Origin of the sequence: Delftia sp. WY8 (assembly GCF_018437695.1) — a bacterium.
Taxonomy (GTDB): Bacteria; Pseudomonadota; Gammaproteobacteria; order Burkholderiales; family Burkholderiaceae_C; genus Comamonas; species Comamonas tsuruhatensis.
On record NZ_CP049795.1, the window covers coordinates 6,432,130 to 6,451,529 of the forward strand.

The window sequence follows — 19,400 nt, forward strand, 5'->3', positions numbered from 1 at the left end:
ATGAGCACACCCACTTTCACCGTTGCCGACATTCGCAAGAGCTTTCTGGACTTTTTCGCATCCAAGGGCCACACCATCGTGGAGTCGAGCCCCCTGGTGCCCGGCAACGACCCGACGCTGATGTTCACCAACTCGGGCATGGTCCAGTTCAAGGACGTGTTCCTGGGTACCGACAAGCGCCCCTACACGCGTGCCACCTCGGTGCAGACCTGCCTGCGCGCAGGCGGCAAGCACAACGACCTGGAAAACGTGGGCTACACCGCCCGCCACCACACCTTCTTCGAGATGCTGGGCAACTGGTCCTTTGGCGACTACTTCAAGCGCGAGTCGCTCAAGTGGGCCTGGGAACTGCTGACCGAGGTCTACAAGCTGCCCAAGGAGCGCCTGCTGGCCACGGTCTACGCCGAGGACGACGAGGCCTACGACATCTGGACCAAGGAAATCGGCCTGCCGCCCGAGCGCGTGATCCGCATCGGCGACAACAAGGGCGGCCGCTACAAGAGCGACAACTTCTGGATGATGGCCGACACCGGCCCCTGCGGCCCCTGCTCGGAAATCTTCTACGACCACGGCGCGCACGTGGCCGGCGGCCCTCCGGGCAGCCCTGACGAAGACGGCGACCGCTTCATCGAGATCTGGAACAACGTGTTCATGCAGTTCGACATGGACGAGCAGGGCAACGTCAAGCCGCTGCCCGCCCCCTGCGTGGATACCGGCATGGGCCTGGAGCGCCTGGCCGCCATCCTGCAGCATGTGCACAGCAACTACGAGATCGACCTGTTCCAGGCACTGATCAAGGCGGCTGCGCGCGAGACGCACATTGCCGACCTCGAGACCCCGTCGCTCAAGGTCATTGCCGACCACATCCGCGCCACCTCCTTCCTGGTGGCCGACGGCGTGATCCCGTCCAACGAAGGCCGCGGCTACGTGCAGCGCCGCATCGTGCGCCGCGCCATCCGCCACGGCTACAAGCTGGGCCAGAAGACTCCGTTCTTCCACAAGCTGGTCAAGGACCTCGTGGCCGTGATGGGCGACGCCTATCCCAAGATCCGCGAGCAGGAAGCGCGCATCACCGAAGTGCTCAAGGTCGAGGAAGAACGCTTCTTCGAGACCCTGGCCAACGGCATGGAAATCCTGGATGCGGCGCTGGCCGGTGGCGCCAAGGTGCTGCCCGGCGACGTGGCCTTCAAGCTGCACGACACCTATGGCTTCCCGCTGGACCTGACCAACGACGTCTGCCGCGAGCGTGGCCTGGGCGTGGACGAGGCAGGCTTTCAGGCCGCCATGGAAGAACAGAAGAACAAGGCCCGCGCGGCTGGCAAGTTCAAGATGGACCGCGCCCTCGAGTACACGGGCCAGGCCAATGCCTTCACCGGCTACCAGAAGCTGGCCGAGGCCGCCAAGGTGGTGGCACTGTATGCCGAAGGCAGCGCCGTGCAGGAACTCAAGGCCGGCCAGAGCGGCGTGGTCGTGCTCGACACCACACCCTTCTACGCCGAGTCCGGCGGCCAGGTGGGCGACCAGGGCGTGATCAGCACCGCAGGCGCGCGCTTCGCGGTCGAGGACACGCTCAAGATCAAGGCCGATGTGTTCGGCCACCACGGCGTGCTGGAGTCCGGCAGCCTGAAGGTAGGTGATGCCGTGCAGGCCGAGGTGGACACGCAGCTGCGTGCCGCCACCATGCGCAACCACTCGGTCACGCACATCATGCACAAGGCCCTGCGCGAAGTGCTGGGCGACCACGTGCAGCAAAAGGGCTCGCTGGTCAACGCCGAGCGCACGCGCTTCGACTTTGCCCACAACCAGGCCGTGACCGCTGCCGAGATCCGCGAGATCGAGCGCCGCGTGAACGCCGAGATCCTGGCCAACACGCCCACCGACGCGCGGGTGATGGACATCGAATCGGCCAAGGCCACGGGCGCCATGATGCTGTTCGGCGAGAAGTACGGCGACTCCGTGCGCGTGCTGGACATCGGCACCAGCCGCGAGCTGTGCGGCGGCACCCACGTGCAGCGCACAGGCGACATCGGCCTGTTCAAGGTGGTGGGCGAAGGCGGCGTGGCCGCTGGCGTGCGCCGCATCGAGGCGGTGACCGGCGAGAACGCGCTGGCCTACCTGCAATCGCTGGAATCCACGGTGGACCAGGCGGCCGCTGCGCTGAAGGCGCCGACGGCCGAGCTGAACACCCGCATCGGCGGCGCGCTGGAGCAGATCCGTGCGCTGGAGAAGGAAGTGGCTGCGCTCAAGGGCAAGCTCGCTTCCAGCCAGGGCGACGAACTGGCCGGTCAGGCCGTCGACGTCAAGGGCATCAAGGTGCTGGCCGCCAGACTGGAAGGCGCCGATGCCAAGACCCTGCGCGAGACCATGGACAAGCTCAAGGACAAGCTGGGCGCCGCCGCCATCGTGCTGGCGGCGGTCGATGGCGACAAGGTGCAGCTGGCTGCCGGCGTGACCAAGGCCGAGACCTCGCGCATCAAGGCTGGCGAGCTGGTGAACTTCGTAGCCAGCCAGGTCGGCGGCAAGGGCGGCGGCAAGCCCGACATGGCCATGGCCGGTGGCACGGATGCAGCGGGCCTGCCGGCCGCGCTGGCCGCCGTGCAGGCCTGGGTGGCAGAGCGCGCCTGATCCAGCTGCGCGGCAGATGATTGCTGCTGCTCCCGCTTCGGGACGCCCCGGTGGATTCCTCCACCGGGGCGTCTTGCCGTGGGCGCTGCGCATGGCGTGCGTGATGGGCGTGGTGGCGCAATCGGCCGCTGCCGCCGCGCAAAGCGTGGTCTTCATCAACCCCGGCCGGTCCGACGAGCGCTACTGGACCACGGTCAGCGAGGCCATGCAGGACGCGGCCAGCAGCCTGGGCATGCAGCTGCAGGTGCGCTATGCGCAGCGCGACCACCTGCGCCCCATCGAGATCGCGCGGCAGATCGCGGCCCTGCCCAAGGCGCAGCGGCCCCGCTACGTGATGTTCACCAACGACTACAGCGTGGCGCCCGAAATCCTGCGCACGCTGGAGGCGGCAGGCATAGACAGCTTCATGGCCTTCAGTGGCGTGCCCGAGACATTGCGTGGCCAGACCGGCGTGGCGCGGGAGCGCTATCGCCACTGGCTGGGCAGCCTGGAGCCGGGCGCCGAAGAGGCCGGCTACCTCACGGCCAAGGCCTTGTTCGCCGCCGCGCGGGCGTCGGGCCACGCGCGTGCGGCCGATGGCCGGCTGCACATGGTGGCCATTGCCGGCGACCGCTCCACGCCCTCGTCGGTGGAGCGCAATGCCGGCATGCGCCGCGCAGCGGCCGAGGCCGGCGACGTGGTGCTGCAGCAGGAAGTCTTTGGCGAATGGCGCCGCGAACGCGCCGAGCAGCAGGCGGCCGTGCTGTTCCAGCGCTATCCCGAAGTGCGCCTGGTGTGGGCCGGCAACGACGAAATGGCCTTTGGCGCCATGCAGGCCTGGCGCGCGCGCGGGGGAGCGCCCGGGCACGATGCCTTCTTCAGTGCCATCAATTCATCGGCCGCCGCCATGACGGCGCTGCGCACGGGCGAGCTGAGCGCATTGGCGGGCGGCCATTTCCTCACGGGCGCCTGGGCCCTGGTCATGCTGTACGACCATGCGCACGGCAGCGATTTCGCCACCGAAGGGCTGGAGCAGGTGCGGCCCATGTTCGCCTTGCTAGACAAGTCCCAGATCGACCGCTACGAGCACAGGATCAGCGCGCCCCTGGCTCCGCTGGACTTTCGCAGCTACAGCAAGCACCTCAATCCCCGGCTGCGGCGCTACGGATTCGAGTTGAAGCACCTGCTGCGCTGAGCGCCTTCCATGCCCCGCTTCCGTTCGATCGCCTCCTTGCTGATTGTGCGCATCATGCTGCTGGCCGTGGCCTGCATGCTGGTGTTCGGCGGTGCCCACGCCTGGTGGGAGTACCGCAAGGGGCAGCAGGAGTTTCGCCGTTCCATGGAGACGGTGGTGACCAACAGCATGATCTCGCTGTCGGCCGCGCTGTGGGATATAGAGCCTGCCCTGGTGCACGAGCAGGTGCAGTGGCTGGGCCGGCTGCCCCTGGTCGGCCATGTGCAGCTGCGCGTCACCTCCACGGGCGAGATGTACGAGGCCGGCGAGCCCAGGGATGGCCAGGCCCCCGCCGTGTCCATGGCCATTGCGGCGCCCAGGCACAGCCAGTCCAGCTTGCCGCTGGGCGAGTTGCAGGTCTGGGAAAACCGGGGCCACTACCTGGAGGTGCTGCGCGACTCCACGCTGCGCGTGCTGCTGGGCTACGCGCTGTTCACGGCCCTGGTCTGCCTGATGGTGGCTTGGGTGATGCGCCGCGAACTTCGCCAGCCGCTGCAGCAGATTGCAAGCTTTGCGGCCAGCCTCAAGCCCAACGAGCTGTCGCGGCCACTGGTGCTGGAGCGGACCCGGCGCGGCCAGCACGACGAGATCGATCTGGTGGTGCAGGGCTTTGCCCAGCTGCAGCATGACCTGCGCGGCCACATCGAGCATCTGGACCTGCTGGTGGCCCAGCGCACCGGGCAACTGCAGGAGCTGGTGGAAGAGGTCAAGCGCATGTCGCTGACCGACGCGCTGACCGGCTGCCTCAACCGGCGCGCCATGGACGAGCGCCTGGCGACCGAGGTCGTCCAGAGCCGGGACCGGGGCGCGGCGCTGAGCGTGATGTTCGTGGACGTGGACCACTTCAAGCGGGTGAACGACAGGCACGGCCATGCCGCTGGCGACGCCGCGCTGCGCGAGGTGGCGCTGCGCTGCCAGCGTGCGCTGGAGCTGGATTCGTCGGCGCACTGGATGGCGCGCTACGGCGGGGAGGAGTTCCTGATCGTGATCCCAGGTGTCGCTGCGGCCCGGGCCGGGGCACTGGCCGGTCAACTGCGCGAGACCGTGCGCACCACGCCCGTGCATGTCCACGGGCTGGATCTGATGCTGACGGCCAGCTTTGGCGTGGCCCAATTGCGTGGCGGCGAGGGCGTGCAGCAACTGCTGCAGCGTGCCGATGCCATGCTCTACGAGGCTAAGCACGCCGGGCGCGACTGCGTGCGCGTGGCCGACCCGGCCTGACCGGCCTGACCGGCCTGGCCTCAGGTCGGGCTCAGAACAGTTCGATGTCGTTGCTGTTCACCTGGGGTGCCAGCAATCCCTGGGTGATCAGGTCGCCGTAGTACCAGGTCTGGTTGCGGCCATGTTCCTTGGCGTGGTAGAGCGCCTGGTCGGCATGCCCCAGAACCTCCACCGGCGCGCCGGTGCCCATGGCGGCAAATCCCGCGCTCACGGTGATGCGGCCGACCTGGGGAAACTCGTAGCTCTCCACATCGTGGCGCAGGCGCTCCAGCGCCTTGCGCGCATTGGCCAGGCTGACCGAGCGCAGCAGCACCACGAACTCCTCTCCGCCGAAGCGGAATACGCGGTCCTTGGCATCGAAGCAGCTGCGCAGGATGTTGGCCACCAGGATCAGCACCTCGTCGCCATACAGATGGCCGAAGCGGTCGTTGATGCGCTTGAAATGGTCGATGTCGATGGCGGCCAGCCACTGGCCCGGAACATCTTGCGTGGCCACGCCAGGCATGGCTGCCGGCGGCTCCTGCAGAGACAGGCGCAGGAACTGCTCGTCGAAGGTCTTGCGGTTGAGCAGGCCGGTCAGCGCATCGCGCTCGCTGTAGTCCAGCAGGCTCTGGTAGTTGTGATAGACGCCGAAGATGCCCTGGATCACATCCAGCCGGCTGGGCGAGAAGGCCGTGGACTGGGCAATCTCCAGGCAGTGGTAGGCCGTCTCCTGGCGCCACAGCGGCAGCCACAGCACATGGCGGCCATCGGGCTGCACGGCCGAGGCGACCAGGGCGCGCTGCTGCAGGGCCTGCTGCAGCGAGGGCATGGAGGACAGCTCCACGCTCTGCGGGTCGTACAGGGCCTCGGCATCGGTGGACATGACCTCATCGCCCTGGCTCCAGGTGCGCGCACGCACGCAGTGCCTGCCGTCAGGCATGGCGAACAGCTCCAGCGCCCGCACCTGCACCACGCCGTTGAGCTTGAACAAGGTGGACAGCACCGAGATTTCCAATCGCAGATGGTCCCGGTGGGCCGTCATCTCGACCAGATTCTGTAGCAATGGCTGCATGCGAGGCCTTGTCTTGGAGGAGGGCGCGACCGGCTCAGCGGCGCTCAAACACCAGATCCCATACGCCGTGGCCCAGGCGGATGCCGCGGTTCTCGAACTTGGTCAGCGGCCGGTAGTCGGGCTTGGCGGCATAGCCTTGTGCCGTGTTGGCCAGCAGGGGCTCGGCGCCCAGCACTTCCAGCATCTGCACTGCGTAGGGTTCCCAGTCGGTGGCGCAGTGGATGTAGCCACCGGGGCGCAGCCGGCGTGCCAGCTTGGCCACCAGCGGCTCCTGGATCAGGCGGCGCTTGTTGTGCTTCTTCTTGTGCCAGGGATCGGGAAAGAAGATGTGCACGCCGTCGAGGCTGGCCTCGGGCAGCATGTTGTCTATGACTTCGACGGCGTCGTGCTGCAGGATGCGGATGTTGGTGATGTCCTGCTCTCCAATGCGCTTGAGCAGGGCGCCCACGCCAGGCTCGTGCACCTCGCAGCAAAGGAAGTTGTCGTCGGGGCGCACGCGCGCAATGTGTGCCGTGGCCTCGCCCATGCCGAAGCCGATCTCCAGGATCAGCCGGCCCTGGCGGCCATAGGTGGCTGCTGCGTCCAGCGGCGCGGCCTGGTAGTTGAGCACGAAGCGCGGGCCCAGTTCCTCGAAGGCCTTGGCCTGGCCGGTCGTGGTGCGGCCGGCGCGGCGCACATAGCTCTTGATGGTCTTGGGATGGGCCACGCCCTCGGGCGGCTGGCCGGTACGCGCGGCCGCAGGCGTGGAGGGTGAAGGGCAATCATGCGGCGTGCCGGAGGCAGCGGGCATGGTGTTCGGGATGTCGCCGTCCATGGACTGCTCGGCGTGGGAGGAAGGAATTGGGTTCACGGGCTCAATTGTATGTATGGCGCCAGCTCCGTACCCAGAACTGCAGCGCTTCGCCCAATGCGGTCTGTGGAGAAGGCTGGGGCAGGCCCAGGTGGGTGGCGGCGGTGCGAAGCGTGGCCAGGGGGACGCTCAGGTCCAGGGCGGGGGCGCCGTGCTGCTTGGAAAGTTTCTCGCCGTCAGGCATGAGCACCAGCGGCGTATGCAGGTACTGCGGGGCGGGCAGGCCCAGGGCGCGCTGCAGCAGCATCTGGCGGGGCGTATTGTCGGCGAGGTCGGCGCCGCGCACCACATGGGTGACGCCCTGCAGGCCGTCATCGACGACCACGGCCAGCTGATAGGCCCACAGGCCATCGGCCCGGCGCAGCACGAAGTCGCCGACGCTGTGGATCACGTCCTGTTGCTGGGCGCCCATGCGGCGGTCCTGCCAGCGCAGCACGGGGTGGTGGCCGGCAAAGTGGTCCAGCGCAAAGCGCCAGGCGCGGGGGCTCTTGCCATGCAGGCCGTCGCGGCAGGTGCCGGGGTAGGGGCGCTCCACATGGCGTTCATGGATCCAGCCCAGGCGGTCCCAGGCGGCCTCGATGTCCTTGCGCGTGCAGCCGCAGGGATAGGCCAGGCCGCTGGCCTTGAGCTGCTCCACAGCGGCCTCGTAGAGGGCGCCGCGGCGGGATTGCCAGACCGGCTCCTCGTCGGGCAGCAGGCCGCAGGCGGCGAGCTGGCCCAGGATGGCCATGTCGGCACCGGGCTGGCAGCGCGGGGGATCTATGTCCTCGATGCGCACCAGCCAGCGCCCGCCGTGGGCCCGGGCATCCAGCCAGCTGGCCAGCGCTGCCACCAGGGAGCCTGCGTGCAGCAGGCCCGTGGGCGAGGGCGCAAAGCGGCCCACATAGGGGGAGGCCGCGGTGGCAATGCCGGGATCGGGGGACTGAGGGACGGCGCAAATCATCGGGGCCGGATGTTAAAGCCTCGCGCCGCCCCTTGCCATGACCTGGGAGCCGGACACTGCCTCGGCTCAGTCCGCAACCATGGCCAGCGCCAGCTCCAGCCCCGAGACAAAGGCATCCTCGACACGGCGGCCAATGCACCAGTCGCCGCACAGGCCCAGGCCGGCGTCCTTGTTGCGCAAATGGCTGCTGCCCAGCGGCGACAGGGTCTGGGCATGGGGCCAGAGATAGACGCTGGCATGGCGGGGGGGGATGCGGATGCGCGTGATCTCGCCAAAGGCCTTCTGCATCTTGGCCAGCACGCGGGGCGCGTCGTCGGAGCGGTGCTCCTGGGACCATTGGGGGCTGGCCAGCACGGTCCATCGCTCGCTCTGGGAGCGTCCCGGCTTGGACGATTCGCGCGCCACCCAGACTGCACGCTCATGGGTGGTACGGGCTGCATTCCACTGTGGGCCCAGGGTGGACAGGCCGGCCTCGGTGGCCATGGGATAGGACAGCGTCAGCGCCCAGCAGGGTGCCATCTCCACGGCCGCCATGCCCTGCACCAGCGACAGGGCCAGGGGCGTGGTCTGCAGCAGCTGGCGCGCCTGGGGCGCGGGCAGGGCGAGTATCACTTCATCGAATCCCGTGCGGATCTGCGTGGTCGGCTCGGTCGTCTCCACATGCAGGCTCCAGCCGCGCGAGCCGGGCTGGCGTTCGAGCTTGGTCACGCGCTGGCCCAGATGCAGGCGGTCGGCGTCCCACAGCGGCGCGGCCCAGGCCATGGGCAGGGCCTGCATGTCGGGCGTGGCCACCCAATGGGCCTCGGTGGGTGCGGGTGCGGCGCTGGACTGGCGACCCTGCGCATCCAGCACGCGCAGCGTGCTCACGCTCCAGGGGCGGCACAGGCCGGGCACGGTCTGCAGGGCCAGCTCGAAGCGCTTGTCGCGCACGGTGAAATACTGCGCGCCGATGTCGAAGGCGCCATGCGCGGCGTTGACCGAGCGCATGCGCCCGCCCACCTGGGGCAGCCGTTCGTAGACATGGACATCGTGGCCGGCCTGCATCAGCGTGCGGGCGCAGGCCAGGCCCGCCATGCCGGCACCGATCACGGCGATGCGGCGCGCGCCGGCCTTGGGGCGCGCCTTGGAGGCTTCGGGGGGCTTGGTGGCCTTTTTCTTGACCGTGGACTTGGAGGCGGCGCGGGAAGCGTTCATGGAGCAGACCTTTGCGGGCAGTGGCAGATTCCGGGAAGCATGTCCTTGCCGGCCTGCTTCGCCGCAGCGGCGGAGCAGGCCGGGACCTGTAACCACTCTACACCCGCACAGACCGCCCGGCGGCGTGCGCCAGCTCAATGTCGGTGATGATTTTCCATGAGAGCGCGGCGCGTGGCGGGGCTTTCCAGCTGCTGCAGCCACCACTGCAGCGCGCGCGGCGGGTCCTGCTGCGGCGGGCAGGACCATGCGTAGTGCATGCGCACATTGCGCGAGGGCCGGGCGACCTGGCGCGTTACCAGCAGGCCGGCCTGCACATAGACGTCGGCCATGAAATGGGGCAGGAAGCCGCAGCCTATGCCGCGCACCTGGGCCTCGATCTTGGCCTGCATGGAGTCCACGGTGAAGATGTCCTGGCCGCTGAGCAGGCCCATGCTGGCGCTGTCGCGCAGGCCTGAATCGGCCACGGCGATGATGCGGTGCTGCAGCAGCGTCGCGTCGGTGATGGGCTCGGGCGCCGTGGCCAGCGGATGGTGGGGCGCCACGGCAAAGACGAAGTCCAGCTCGCCCAGTTCGCAGGCCTGCAGGCCCGCCACGTTGCTGGAGTTGACGGCCACGCCGATGGCCAGGTCGGCGCGGCCCGAGGTCAGCGTCTCCAGCGTGCCGGTGAGGATGCCGTCGCGCAGCTTCAGCCGCGTGGGCGGCTGCATGGCGTAGAAGGCCTCGACCAGTTCCAGCATGGGCGTGCGCGCCACGGCGCCGTCCACCACGATGGTCAGGTGCGGCTCCCAGCCCGTGGCCACACGGCGCACGCGGTGGGCCACGGTGTCGATCTCATGCAGCAGCCGGGTGCCTTCGCGCAGCAGTTCCCGGCCGGCCTCGGTGGGCTGGGCGTGGCGCGAGCGGCGGTCGAACAGCAGCACGTCCAGCGCATCCTCGATCTGGCGCACGCGGTAGGTCAGGGCACTTGGCACCAGGCCCAGCTGGCGTGCGGCGGCGGCAAAGCTGCCGGCCTCGGCAATGGCCTGGAGCATGGCCAGGCTGTCGGGAGTGAGCACGTCGCGGGGGCTGGGCATGGGGCGTTATGGATTCAAAAGCTTTGAATGATGCCATCAATCCCGCTGTGCCTGGCCTGCTACAGCGGCTTCTACAGTGGAGCCACCGACGCAAGAGTTTTGAAGATCTGACCAGTTGAAAGGGACATACACATGATCGCCCTGCGCAAATCCCGCGAACGCGGCCATGCCGACCACGGCTGGCTGCGCTCGCACCACAGCTTCTCGTTTGCGGGCTATCACGATCCGCGCCACATGGGCTTTGGCAACCTGCGCGTGATCAATGAAGACCATATCGCCCCGGGCACGGGCTTTGGCGCCCATGGCCACAAGGACATGGAGATCATCAGCTACGTGCTCGAAGGCCGGCTCTCGCACAAGGACAGCATGGGCAATGAGCAGACCATCTCGCCGGGAGAGGTGCAGCGCATGAGCGCCGGCTCGGGCGTGGTGCACAGCGAGCACAACCACGCACCGGGCCAGACCACGCATTTCCTGCAGATCTGGCTGCTGCCCAGCGAGACGGGCATTGCGCCCGGCTATGCGCAGAAAGCCTTTGCCGACGAGGAAAAGCGCGGCCGCCTGCGCCTGGTGGCCTCGCCCGATGGCGCGGATGGCTCGGTCACCGTCCATGCCGATGCCCGGCTCTATGCCGGCCTGTTCGACGGCGATGAGCACGCCGAAATGGAGCTGCCCTCCGGCCGCAAAACCTATGTGCACCTGGTGCGCGGCGCGCTGAGCGTCAATGGGCAACGGCTGACAACGGGCGATGCGGCCCTTGTGGAGAATGAACCGCGACTGCGCCTGCACGACGGGGAACAGTCCGAGGTCCTGGTGTTCGATCTGCAAGCCTGAGCATTCACGAGGAGTAACCATCATGCTGAACCGTCTGAGCAACCCGCTGGCGCTGGCCGGCCGCATCCTGATCGCGCTGATGTTCGTGCCTGCGGGCTTTCAGAAAATCGGAGGCTTCGCCGGCACGGTGGGCTATGCGGCCTCGGTGGGCATGCCCATGCCGCAGATCGGCGTGGCCGTGGCCCTGGTGGTGGAGATCGTCGGCGGGCTGGCCCTGCTGCTGGGCTGGTGCACGCGCTGGGCGGCCCTGGCGCTGGCCTTCTTCACGCTGGTGGCCAGCTTCTTCTTCCATGCCTACTGGAGCGTGCCGGCTGACGCGGCCATGATGCAGCAGCTGCTGTTCTGGAAGAACATCGCCGTCACGGGCGGCCTGCTGGGCTTTGCCGCCCATGGCGCCGGTGGCTGGAGTGTGGATGCACGGCGCCATTGAGTGGCCCGCGCACTGCCGCCAGCTCCTTTATTTTTGTTAGGCTACCGGCCTGAGTGGGCCCCGCAGCAGCGCTGTGGGGCCTTTTGGCGTGGATGATCGATGAATGTGGCGCCTGCCGGCCTGGAGCCGTGGCCGGCGCCCGAGGATTTCTTGTATGGCAGATATCGTGGTGGTCTACCACTCGGGTTACGGGCACACCCAGCGCATGGCCCAGGCCGTGGCCGATGGCGCGGGTGCGCGCATGCTGGCCATAGACAGCGACGGCCAGCTGCCTGCCGGCGGCTGGGAGCTGCTGGCGGCGGCAGATGCCATCATCTTCGGCTCGCCCACCTACATGGGCGGGCCCAGCTGGCAGTTCAAGCGCTTTGCCGATGCCTCGTCCAAGCCGTGGTTCGTACAGGCCTGGAAGGACAAGCTGTTCGCCGGCTTCACCAACAGTGCCAGCGTCAACGGCAACAAGCAGACCACGCTGGACTATCTGTTCCAGCTGGCCATGCAGCACGGCGGGCTGTGGGTGGGCAGCGGCATGCTGCCGTCCAACGCGCGCGCCGCGCAGCGCAACGACCTCAACTGGATAGGCGCCTTCAGCGGCGCCATGGCGCAATCGGCCTCGGATGCCTCGGCCGCCGAGATGCTGCCGGGCGACCTGGAGACCGCGCGCCTGTTCGGCGAGCGCGTGGCGCAGCAGGCGCTGCGGCTGGTGCGCCAGGCCGGCGCGGCTTGATCGGCCGGCTCCACTGAACCTCACGCACCCAGCCGATCCAGCAGGCTGTACCAAGCCACCCCTGCCGCTATGTACAACCGTTGCAACCCATGCAGCGGTATCGGCTGAACCGGCGTTACCGGAAAGGGGCAGGCCGGCGCATTTCCGCCGGCCATCAGCGCGGCCGCCTCCCGCCCCAGCAGGGTGGCCATGGCAATGCCGCGGCCGTTGTAGCCCAGGGCCATGGTGATGCCGGGGGCAGGCTGGTGCAGGTGGGGCATGAAGTCGCGTGTGACGGCGATGCGCCCTGCCCAGCGGTACTCGTATTGGAGGGGGCCCAGTCCGGGGAACATCAGCGCCACGGCGCGTTCCAGGTGGGCATAGTCGCCTGCGCCCTGCGGGTCCGCAAAATGGCCGCGCCCGCCCATGAGCAGACGGCCTTGTGCGTCCTTGCGAAAGTACAGCAGCAGGCGCTGCGAGGTCGAGCCTGTCTCGCCCCCGGGCAGGATGTGCGCGCCCGCCTTGCCCAGGGGCTGCGTGGCCACGATGAAGCTGTTGGCTGCCAGCACCGTGCGCGCCAGACCAGGCCACAGGCCATCGGTATAGCCGTTGGTGCCCAGCAGCACCTGCCTGGCCTGTATGCGGTGACCCTGGGCCGTGGTGGCGACCCAGTGGTCCGTGCCCTGGCGCTCCAGTGCCAGCACGGGCGATTCGCTGTGAACCTGCACGCCCAGGGCCTGTGCGGCGCGCACCAGTCCGCGCACGTAGGCCAGGGGCTGTATGGCGCCGGCGCGTCCATCCAGCCAGCCGCCGGCAAAGGCGGGCGTGCCTGTGCGTGCTGCCGTGGCAGCGCGGTCCAGCAGTTCCACGCGCACGCCGCGCCGTTCCCACTGCCGGGCGCGTGCGTGCATGCAGTCCACCGCCTGCTGGGTGTATCCGACCTGCAGCCAGCCGGCACGCACGGGCGCGCAGTCGATGCCGTGCCGTTCGATCAACCCGTACACAAGGTCGGCCGAGCGGGAGACGGCGTCGATCAGCCGCTCGCCACGAGCGGCGCCGTGGATGCGCTGCAGTTCGTCGGGGTCGTACTTGAGGGTGGGGTTCACCTGGCCGCCGTTGCGGCCCGACGCACCCCAGCCGGGAGCATGGGCGTCAAGCACGCACACGCTGGCGCCGTTTTCGGCCAAATGCAGTGCTGCCGACAGGCCGGTATATCCCGCGCCGATCACCAGCACGTCGGTGGTGGTCAGCGGTGCCGCCAGCGGTGGCGTGGGCGGTGCGGCGGGTGCAGTGGCTGCCCACAGCGATGGCGCTGACGGGTGCGACAGCACGGGGCGTACCGACGAAGACGATGCGATGGAGGCGGTGGCTGCCATCGTCATGCCGCACCTTCTGATGGCGCACAGTGCTGGTGCAGCACGCGCCGCAGGAAGTCCTGCGTGCGTGCATGGCGCGGTGCGCCCAGCACCTGGGCCGAAGGGCCTTCCTCCACGATGGTGCCGCCATGCAGAAAGCACACGCGGTCGGCCACCTCGCGAGCAAAGGCCATCTCGTGCGTGACCACGATCATCGTCATGCCTTCTTCGGCCAGCTGGCGCATCACGCCCAGCACGTCGCCCACCAGTTCTGGGTCCAGGGCCGAAGTGGGTTCGTCGAACAGCATGGCCTCGGGTTTCATGGCCAGGGCGCGGGCAATGGCCACCCGCTGCTGCTGTCCGCCCGACAGCTGTGCGGGCCAGGCCTGTGCCTTGTCTGCCAGGCCTACCTTGCGCAGCAGCTCCAATGCCTCGGCATGGGCCTGGCCGGGAGCCTGGCCCTTCACATGGATGGGGCCTTCCATCACGTTCTGCACCACGGTGCGGTGCGGGAAGAGGTTGAAGCGCTGGAAGACCATGCCCATGCGGCTGCGCAGCGCGTGGATGGACGGCGCGCGTGTGTCCACGCGCTCACCGAAGGCGCGCACCTCGCCGCCCTGGTACGACTCCAGGCCGTTGATGCAGCGCAGCACCGTGGACTTGCCTGAACCCGAAGGGCCGATCAGACACACCACCTCTCCACGTGCCACGCGCAGGTTGACGCCCCGCAGCACGCGATGCTCGCCGTAGGCCTTTTCCAGGTGATCGATCTCGATCATGGCGACTTCCTTCCCGCTCCAAAGCGCTTCTCCAGACGCCTGAGCCCCCATACCAGCGGCAGGCTCATGGCCAGGTAGAGCAGGGCGACCAGGGTGTAGACCGTCATGTTCTGGAAGGTGGACGCTGCGATCAGCTGGCCCTGGCGCGTCATCTCGGCCACGGTGATGGTGGAGACCAGGGACGAGTCCTTGAGCATCATCACCAGGGTGTTGCCGTAGGGCGGCAGCGCTATGCGGAATGCCTGCGGCAGCACCACGCGGCGCATGAGCAGGGCCGGTCGCATGCCCATGGCCAATGCGGCTTCCCGCTGGCCTGGGTCCACAGCCTCGATGCCGGCGCGGAAGTTTTCTGCCTGATAGGCCGAATAGGCAATGCCCAGGCCGATCACCCCGGCCTGGAAGGCGGTGAGCTGGATGCCGACCTCGGGCAGCACGAAGTAGATGTAGAACAGCTGCACGATGATGGGCAGGCCCCGTATCACATTGACCACGGTCGACGCGGCCCACGAGACGGCGCGCACGGGTGAGAGCTTGCCCAGCGCCAGCACCAGTCCGATCGCGCTGGACAACAGGAACGACAGCGCGGTGACCTGCACCGTGACCACCGCTCCTTGCAGCAGGATGGGCAGGAACTCTCGCGCGTGCTGCACAAATGCTTGCATGGCGTACTTTCCTCGAAGGTGTCATTGCCGTGCATTGCGCGGCAAAGCGGGGTGATGCGCGAGGCGATCCGACGGGCGTCCGATGTCCTCAGATGCCCCACTTCTTGACGATCTGGGCCAGGGTGCCGTCTGCCTTGATGGTGGCGATGGCCTTGTTCAGGCGGGCCAGTGTTTCGGTGTCACCCTTGCGCACCACCAGGCACACATCCCCCACGTTGGAGGGCTTGTAGCTTTCGGCCAGCTTCACGCCCTGGAAGCTGTGCTGGCGTATCTGGTAGGCAATGATGGGCTGGTCACCCAGCCCTGCCTTGATGCGGCCAAGCGCCAGGTCGCGCGTCATGTCGGCTACCGAGTCGTAGCTGCGCACTTCCCTGAAGATGCCCTTTTTCTGCAGCAGGTCGTAGAACACCGTGCCCACCTGGGCACCGACGACCTCGCCCTTGAGATCGTCCAGTGACACATAAGCCTTGGCATCGTCGGCCTTGACGATCAGGCCCTCGCCGTAGGAGTAGACCGCATCGCTGAAATCGACCACCTGCTGGCGTGCGGCGGTCTTGAGCATGGCCGCCGAGATGATGTCGATCTTGCTGGATGTGAGCGAGGGGATCAGCGCCGCAAAGCTGGTCTGCTGCACATGGGCCTGGAAGCCTCCGGCCTTGGCCACGGCCTGCATGGTGTCGACCATCATGCCCTGGATGCTGTTGCTCTTGACGTCCAGAAAGGTGAACGGAATGCCTGTGGGCGTGGCGCCCACGTTGTAGCTGGCCGGGGCGCTGCCGCCTTGCGCCGCAGCCAGCGCGACGGCGCCGGCGGCACACAGGCCCAAGGCGAGGTGGAGGACGCGGTGGACAAAACCTGGCATTGCCTGACTCCTTGGCGTGAACGACGGAAGGAAAGAGCAGGGACAGGTCACCTTGGGGGCAGCCCTCGCCTGCAGCGGAGAATTCTCGGAACCATGCCAATGATCAATGTGGATGAATCTTCAAGAAATAAGAGAAAACCACTAAGCAATTCAAAGAAATCGATATGCGATTCTTTTGATGTGAATGCCTATACTTGCCGCCATGCAAGCACCGTCTCAACCCGCTTCGTCACCGATGGATGACGACACCAACCCCCTGTTCAACCAGTCGCTGGAGAAGGGCCTGGCCGTGCTCTGCGCCTTCAGCGCGCAGCACCGGAGCATGACGCTGGCCGATGTGGCCGCCGCTGCGGGCATCAACAAAAGCTCGGCGCAACGCATGGTGTTCACGCTGGAGCAGTTGGGCTATGTCCGCAAGCATCCGCAAACCCGGCGCTACCAGCTCGCGCCGCGCGTCATGCGCGTGGGCTACAACTACCTGGCGGCCAACCCGGTGATCGACCTGGCCAATCCGTATCTTTCGGAACTGACCAAGATCACGACCGAGACCACCTGCCTGACCGAGCCCGACGGGCTGGAGATGGTCTACGTGGCACGCTTCATCAGCGCCCAGTTTGTGCCGGTGCACATGCCCATTGGAAGCCGCATCCCCATGTACTGCACTGCCTCGGGGCGTGCCTGGCTGAGCGCACTGCCCGATGAAGAAGCCCTGGCCCTGCTGCGCCAGAGCGAGCGAACCGCGCACACACGTTTCACCATCACGGACGAGGCCGCCATCCTCGATGAGCTGGCCCAGGCGCGTCAGCGCGGCTATGCCGTCAACCGGGAGGAACTCTTTCTGGGCGACATGACGCTGGGCGCGCCCGTCATCGGCAGCCATGGCCGCCCCGTGGCCGCCGTGCACATCGTCGCGCCGACCAGCCGATGGACGGTGGAGGAGGCGCAGGCCCGCCTGGGCCCAGGGCTGCTGGCCTGCGCCCGCTCGCTCAGCAACTCGGTGCGTGCCCTGGGTTGAACGGCAGCCGATGCTGCAGCCGGTACGGCCGCATTGGTGGTGCACGCCGCAAGCGTGGCGTGCATGCCCCGGGCTTCAGGTCAGGGCTGGGGGATCGGCCTATGCAGACGGAGTCTCCTGGGCCTGCGGATGCTCCAGCTGGGGTGCGGCCGACAGGTCCGCACCCACGGCGCGGCGCTCGTCGAAGACGAAGCAGCCGCCGTCATAGAAGGCGCCGTCGGTCTCCTCGAAGTACTTGAGGATGCCGCCCTCGAGCTGATAGACATGGTCCAGGCCTTCGTCCTGCATGAGGATGGCGGCCTTCTCGCAGCGTATGCCGCCCGTGCAGTAGCTGACCACGGTCTTGCCGGCCAGTTCGGCCTTGTGGGCGCGCAGCGCGGGCGGGAATTCGGTGAACTTGGTGATGCGCCAGTCGATGGTGCCCTTGAAGGCTCCGGCATCGACCTCGAAGTCGTTGCGCGTATCCAGCGTCACCACCTCGCGGCCCTCGTCATCGTGGCCCTGCTGCAGCCAGCGGCGCAGCGTGGCGGGGCTGACCGATGGCGCGCGGCCCTCTGCCGGGCGGATGGTGGGGTGGTCCATGCGGATGATCTCGCGCTTGACCTTGACCAGCATCTTGCGGAAAGGCACGGTGTCGGACCAGCTTTCCTTGGGGGCCAGGTCGGCAAAGCGCTCATCGCTGCGCAACTGATCGACGAAGCTGTGCACCGCCTGGGCGGGGCCTGCCAGGAAGAAGTTGATGCCTTCCTCGGCCAGCAGGATGGTGCCCTTGAGAGCCAGGGCCTGGGCGCGTTCGGCCAGGGTGTCGCGCAGCGCCGCTGCGTCGGGCAGCGGCGTGAACTTGTAGCAGGAAATATTGAGGATATCGGGCACAGGCAGGCAGGCGGGGGGCGGCAAGTGCCGCAGGTTGGATCGGGTCGCCGGCGAGGGGCGGCCCGATCAGCCGCCCGACACCAGCAGGGCCTTGATTTTATTGGCCAGCTGGGCCACTGCCAGCGAAGCCGGTGCACCGGGCATGGATTGCAGCAGCAACTGGCGTCGCATCACGGCCTCGCGCACGGCCGGGTCGGAGGGAATGTCGCCCAGGTGCGTGAGCCGCAATGGCTCGCCGGAGGCCGTGCTGACAAAGCGGTTGAGCACCTGCTGGAGCTGACCCGTGATGGCGCGGCCATCGCCGGGACGCGCGGCCTGGTTGATGGCCAGGCGGATCTGCTGGCGCTTTTGCTGAATGGCAAGCACCTTGATGGCTGCATAGGCGTCGGTCAGCGAGGTGGGCTCGGGCGTGGCGATGACCAGCACTTCGGTGGCCATGGACACCGAGAACAGCACCACGTCGGAGATGCCCGCGCCCGTGTCCAGCAGCACGATGTCGTAGCGAGGAGCCAGCGTCTCGATGGTGTGCGTGAACTGCTGGCGGATCTCGGGCGTGAGCCGCGAGTACTCGATCATCCCCGAGCCGGCCAGCAGCACCGAGTAGCCGCCGGGGGCGGGCAGGATGGCTTCCTCCAGCGTGGAACGGCCGGTGAACACATCGTGCAGCGTGACCTTGGGGTAGAGGTTGAGCACCACGTCCAGGTTGGCCAGGCCCAGGTCGGCATCGAGCACCAGGACCTTGAGGCCATGGCGTGTCAGCGCTGCGGCCAGGTTGGCCGAAACGAAGGTCTTGCCCACGCCGCCCTTGCCGCTGGTCACGGCGATGATGTGTCCGCGCGGCTTGGCGCGCACGGCATCGCTCATCGAAACGGCAGCGGGCAGGGAGGGGTGGGGAATGGCGTTGTCGCTTACCACCGGGCTATCAGCGGAGTCCATCTTCGGGGTCCACATCGGTTGCAATATCTGGATTCAGCCCATTGTCAAACGGGGAGGGGGCATACAAAGGTCCGAAAAGCAGGCTTTTTTCCTCCGCGCTTACCGTACTGTCTGGTTGTTCTTCAATGTGCACGCGGTTGCGGCCGGCAGACTTGGCCAGGTACAACTGTTTGTCGGCACGCTCGGTCCACAAGGTCGTGGTGCTGCGTATCCACTGCAGCGCATAGGCGCCGCCGATGCTGATGGTGATCTGCAGTGTCAACGTGGGTGAGATGACCACCGGCATGCGCTCGATGGCGCTGCGTATGCGCTCGGCCACGGACAGGCCGAACGTCGCAGGGCAGGCCGGCAGCACGATGGCGAACTCCTCGCCTCCGTAGCGGGCCAGCGTGTCCATGGGGCGCACGCAACTGGTCAGGGTCCGGGCCACCGACTGCAGAACCCGGTCGCCGACGATATGGCCGTGCTGGTCGTTGATCTGCTTGAAATGGTCGATGTCCAGCATCAGCATCAGCGCCGCTTCGCCCGAGCGCGCCACGCGGTCGATCTCGCGCTCGGCAATGGTGCGGAAATGGCGGCGATTGGCCAGCCCCGTGAGCGGGTCGCGCAGCGACAGCGAACAAAGTTCGTCGATCAGCGCCTGCAGGTATCGCGTCGGCGAATCCGTGGGCAAATGGACCGCCCCGCCAGCGTGGGTAACCAGCGCGTGGGCTGTGGCCAGGCGCAGGTCGCGCAGGTATACGGATTGGTGGGAGGCGGGGGCAGTCACAGAGGGCTG

19 protein-coding genes are annotated in these 19,400 nt (G+C 67.5%); 7 read left to right on the top strand and 12 right to left on the bottom strand.

The window, feature by feature from the left end; genetic code table 11:
- The 3 genes from alaS (at position 1) to G4D77_RS29420 (ending at position 5,059) form a co-directional block, all read left to right on the top strand.
- Positions 1–2,625 carry an alanine--tRNA ligase gene (gene alaS, locus G4D77_RS29410; RefSeq protein WP_016447179.1) on the top strand — a complete coding sequence of 875 codons (2,625 nt, stop codon included), beginning with the start codon at positions 1–3 and terminating at the stop codon, positions 2,623–2,625.
- A gap of 91 nt (positions 2,626–2,716) precedes the next feature.
- Entirely contained in the window at positions 2,717–3,799 is a 1,083-nt protein-coding gene (locus tag G4D77_RS29415) for an ABC transporter substrate-binding protein (protein ID WP_016447178.1), read from the top strand.
- A gap of 9 nt (positions 3,800–3,808) precedes the next feature.
- Positions 3,809–5,059 carry a GGDEF domain-containing protein gene (locus G4D77_RS29420; RefSeq protein WP_154834186.1) on the top strand — a complete coding sequence of 417 codons (1,251 nt, stop codon included), beginning with the start codon at positions 3,809–3,811 and terminating at the stop codon, positions 5,057–5,059.
- A gap of 31 nt (positions 5,060–5,090) precedes the next feature.
- On the opposite strand, the gene G4D77_RS29425 is transcribed toward G4D77_RS29420, so the two are convergent.
- The 5 genes from G4D77_RS29425 to G4D77_RS29445 form a co-directional block, all read right to left on the bottom strand.
- Positions 5,091–6,113 (bottom strand): GGDEF domain-containing protein, encoded by a 1,023-nt coding sequence (locus G4D77_RS29425; protein WP_016447176.1) that lies wholly within the window; start codon positions 6,111–6,113, stop codon positions 5,091–5,093.
- A gap of 34 nt (positions 6,114–6,147) precedes the next feature.
- Positions 6,148–6,903 (bottom strand): tRNA (guanosine(46)-N7)-methyltransferase TrmB, encoded by a 756-nt coding sequence (gene trmB, locus G4D77_RS29430; protein WP_197065211.1) that lies wholly within the window; start codon positions 6,901–6,903, stop codon positions 6,148–6,150.
- Between the two features lie 64 nt (positions 6,904–6,967).
- The gene (gene gluQRS, locus G4D77_RS29435; protein WP_016451659.1) at positions 6,968–7,906 is read right to left on the bottom strand and encodes a tRNA glutamyl-Q(34) synthetase GluQRS; all 939 of its coding nucleotides are present in this window, start codon (positions 7,904–7,906) and stop codon (positions 6,968–6,970) included.
- Positions 7,907–7,972: 66 nt separating this feature from the next.
- A complete protein-coding gene (locus G4D77_RS29440; protein ID WP_154834187.1) occupies positions 7,973–9,100 on the bottom strand; it encodes an NAD(P)/FAD-dependent oxidoreductase in 1,128 nt (375 codons plus the stop codon).
- Between the two features lie 134 nt (positions 9,101–9,234).
- Entirely contained in the window at positions 9,235–10,173 is a 939-nt protein-coding gene (locus G4D77_RS29445; protein WP_016447172.1) for a LysR family transcriptional regulator, read from the bottom strand.
- Positions 10,174–10,305: 132 nt separating this feature from the next.
- Between G4D77_RS29445 and G4D77_RS29450 the strand changes: the two genes are divergently transcribed.
- The 3 genes from G4D77_RS29450 to G4D77_RS29460 all read left to right on the top strand — a co-directional run bounded on the left by G4D77_RS29450 (position 10,306) and on the right by G4D77_RS29460 (position 12,161).
- Positions 10,306–11,007: a pirin family protein gene (locus tag G4D77_RS29450; RefSeq protein WP_016447171.1), complete on the top strand. Its 702-nt coding sequence runs from the start codon at positions 10,306–10,308 to the stop codon at positions 11,005–11,007.
- A 22-nt stretch (positions 11,008–11,029) separates the two neighbouring features.
- Positions 11,030–11,437, top strand: coding sequence for a DoxX family protein (locus G4D77_RS29455; RefSeq protein ID WP_016447170.1), 408 nt, complete (start codon positions 11,030–11,032; stop codon positions 11,435–11,437).
- A gap of 154 nt (positions 11,438–11,591) precedes the next feature.
- Entirely contained in the window at positions 11,592–12,161 is a 570-nt protein-coding gene (locus G4D77_RS29460) for a flavodoxin family protein (protein WP_046239827.1), read from the top strand.
- A 20-nt stretch (positions 12,162–12,181) separates the two neighbouring features.
- Here G4D77_RS29460 and G4D77_RS29465 read toward each other — a convergent pair whose 3' ends face one another.
- The 4 genes from G4D77_RS29465 to G4D77_RS29480 all read right to left on the bottom strand — a co-directional run bounded on the left by G4D77_RS29465 (position 12,182) and on the right by G4D77_RS29480 (position 15,798).
- Positions 12,182–13,516 carry an NAD(P)/FAD-dependent oxidoreductase gene (locus G4D77_RS29465; protein WP_411529066.1) on the bottom strand — a complete coding sequence of 445 codons (1,335 nt, stop codon included), beginning with the start codon at positions 13,514–13,516 and terminating at the stop codon, positions 12,182–12,184.
- A gap of 2 nt (positions 13,517–13,518) precedes the next feature.
- Positions 13,519–14,274 carry an amino acid ABC transporter ATP-binding protein gene (locus tag G4D77_RS29470; protein ID WP_016447167.1) on the bottom strand — a complete coding sequence of 252 codons (756 nt, stop codon included), beginning with the start codon at positions 14,272–14,274 and terminating at the stop codon, positions 13,519–13,521.
- Positions 14,271–14,936: an ectoine/hydroxyectoine ABC transporter permease subunit EhuD gene (ehuD, locus tag G4D77_RS29475; protein ID WP_016451664.1), complete on the bottom strand. Its 666-nt coding sequence runs from the start codon at positions 14,934–14,936 to the stop codon at positions 14,271–14,273. Before ehuD ends, G4D77_RS29470 begins: the two co-directional genes overlap by 4 nt.
- Before the next feature lie 88 nt (positions 14,937–15,024).
- Entirely contained in the window at positions 15,025–15,798 is a 774-nt protein-coding gene (locus G4D77_RS29480) for an ABC transporter substrate-binding protein (RefSeq protein WP_016451665.1), read from the bottom strand.
- Between the two features lie 235 nt (positions 15,799–16,033).
- On the opposite strand from G4D77_RS29480, the gene G4D77_RS29485 reads away from it, so the two are divergent.
- The gene (locus tag G4D77_RS29485; RefSeq protein WP_016447164.1) at positions 16,034–16,813 is read left to right on the top strand and encodes an IclR family transcriptional regulator; all 780 of its coding nucleotides are present in this window, start codon (positions 16,034–16,036) and stop codon (positions 16,811–16,813) included.
- A 99-nt stretch (positions 16,814–16,912) separates the two neighbouring features.
- Here the strand turns inward: G4D77_RS29485 and G4D77_RS29490 are convergent, their stop codons facing one another.
- From G4D77_RS29490 to G4D77_RS29500, 3 genes are all read right to left on the bottom strand, one after another.
- Complete coding sequence (locus G4D77_RS29490; protein ID WP_047216997.1) at positions 16,913–17,686, bottom strand: sulfurtransferase; 774 nt, start codon at positions 17,684–17,686, stop codon at positions 16,913–16,915.
- Between the two features lie 66 nt (positions 17,687–17,752).
- Entirely contained in the window at positions 17,753–18,622 is an 870-nt protein-coding gene (locus G4D77_RS29495) for a MinD/ParA family protein (RefSeq protein ID WP_016447162.1), read from the bottom strand.
- On the bottom strand, positions 18,609–19,391 hold the full coding sequence (locus G4D77_RS29500; RefSeq protein ID WP_017403908.1) for a GGDEF domain-containing protein: 783 nt from the start codon (positions 19,389–19,391) through the stop codon (positions 18,609–18,611). The genes G4D77_RS29495 and G4D77_RS29500 overlap by 14 nt, the downstream gene beginning before the upstream one ends.
- Between the last annotated feature and the right edge of the window lie 9 nt (positions 19,392–19,400).

What these genes read in the sequence shown, in the direction of transcription:
- alaS (WP_016447179.1), top strand. Translation starts at nt 1, where the DNA reads ATGAGCACACCCACTTTCACCGTTGCCGACATTCGCAAGAGCTTTCTG.
- G4D77_RS29415 (WP_016447178.1), top strand. Translation starts at nt 2,717, where the DNA reads ATGGCGTGCGTGATGGGCGTGGTGGCGCAATCGGCCGCTGCCGCCGCG.
- G4D77_RS29420 (WP_154834186.1), top strand. Translation starts at nt 3,809, where the DNA reads ATGCCCCGCTTCCGTTCGATCGCCTCCTTGCTGATTGTGCGCATCATG.
- G4D77_RS29425 (WP_016447176.1), bottom strand. Translation starts at nt 6,113, where the DNA reads ATGCAGCCATTGCTACAGAATCTGGTCGAGATGACGGCCCACCGGGAC.
- trmB (WP_197065211.1), bottom strand. Translation starts at nt 6,903, where the DNA reads ATGCCCGCTGCCTCCGGCACGCCGCATGATTGCCCTTCACCCTCCACG.
- gluQRS (WP_016451659.1), bottom strand. Translation starts at nt 7,906, where the DNA reads ATGATTTGCGCCGTCCCTCAGTCCCCCGATCCCGGCATTGCCACCGCG.
- G4D77_RS29440 (WP_154834187.1), bottom strand. Translation starts at nt 9,100, where the DNA reads ATGAACGCTTCCCGCGCCGCCTCCAAGTCCACGGTCAAGAAAAAGGCC.
- G4D77_RS29445 (WP_016447172.1), bottom strand. Translation starts at nt 10,173, where the DNA reads ATGCCCAGCCCCCGCGACGTGCTCACTCCCGACAGCCTGGCCATGCTC.
- G4D77_RS29450 (WP_016447171.1), top strand. Translation starts at nt 10,306, where the DNA reads ATGATCGCCCTGCGCAAATCCCGCGAACGCGGCCATGCCGACCACGGC.
- G4D77_RS29455 (WP_016447170.1), top strand. Translation starts at nt 11,030, where the DNA reads ATGCTGAACCGTCTGAGCAACCCGCTGGCGCTGGCCGGCCGCATCCTG.
- G4D77_RS29460 (WP_046239827.1), top strand. Translation starts at nt 11,592, where the DNA reads ATGGCAGATATCGTGGTGGTCTACCACTCGGGTTACGGGCACACCCAG.
- G4D77_RS29465 (WP_411529066.1), bottom strand. Translation starts at nt 13,516, where the DNA reads ATGGCAGCCACCGCCTCCATCGCATCGTCTTCGTCGGTACGCCCCGTG.
- G4D77_RS29470 (WP_016447167.1), bottom strand. Translation starts at nt 14,274, where the DNA reads ATGATCGAGATCGATCACCTGGAAAAGGCCTACGGCGAGCATCGCGTG.
- ehuD (WP_016451664.1), bottom strand. Translation starts at nt 14,936, where the DNA reads ATGCAAGCATTTGTGCAGCACGCGCGAGAGTTCCTGCCCATCCTGCTG.
- G4D77_RS29480 (WP_016451665.1), bottom strand. Translation starts at nt 15,798, where the DNA reads ATGCCAGGTTTTGTCCACCGCGTCCTCCACCTCGCCTTGGGCCTGTGT.
- G4D77_RS29485 (WP_016447164.1), top strand. Translation starts at nt 16,034, where the DNA reads ATGGATGACGACACCAACCCCCTGTTCAACCAGTCGCTGGAGAAGGGC.
- G4D77_RS29495 (WP_016447162.1), bottom strand. Translation starts at nt 18,622, where the DNA reads ATGGACTCCGCTGATAGCCCGGTGGTAAGCGACAACGCCATTCCCCAC.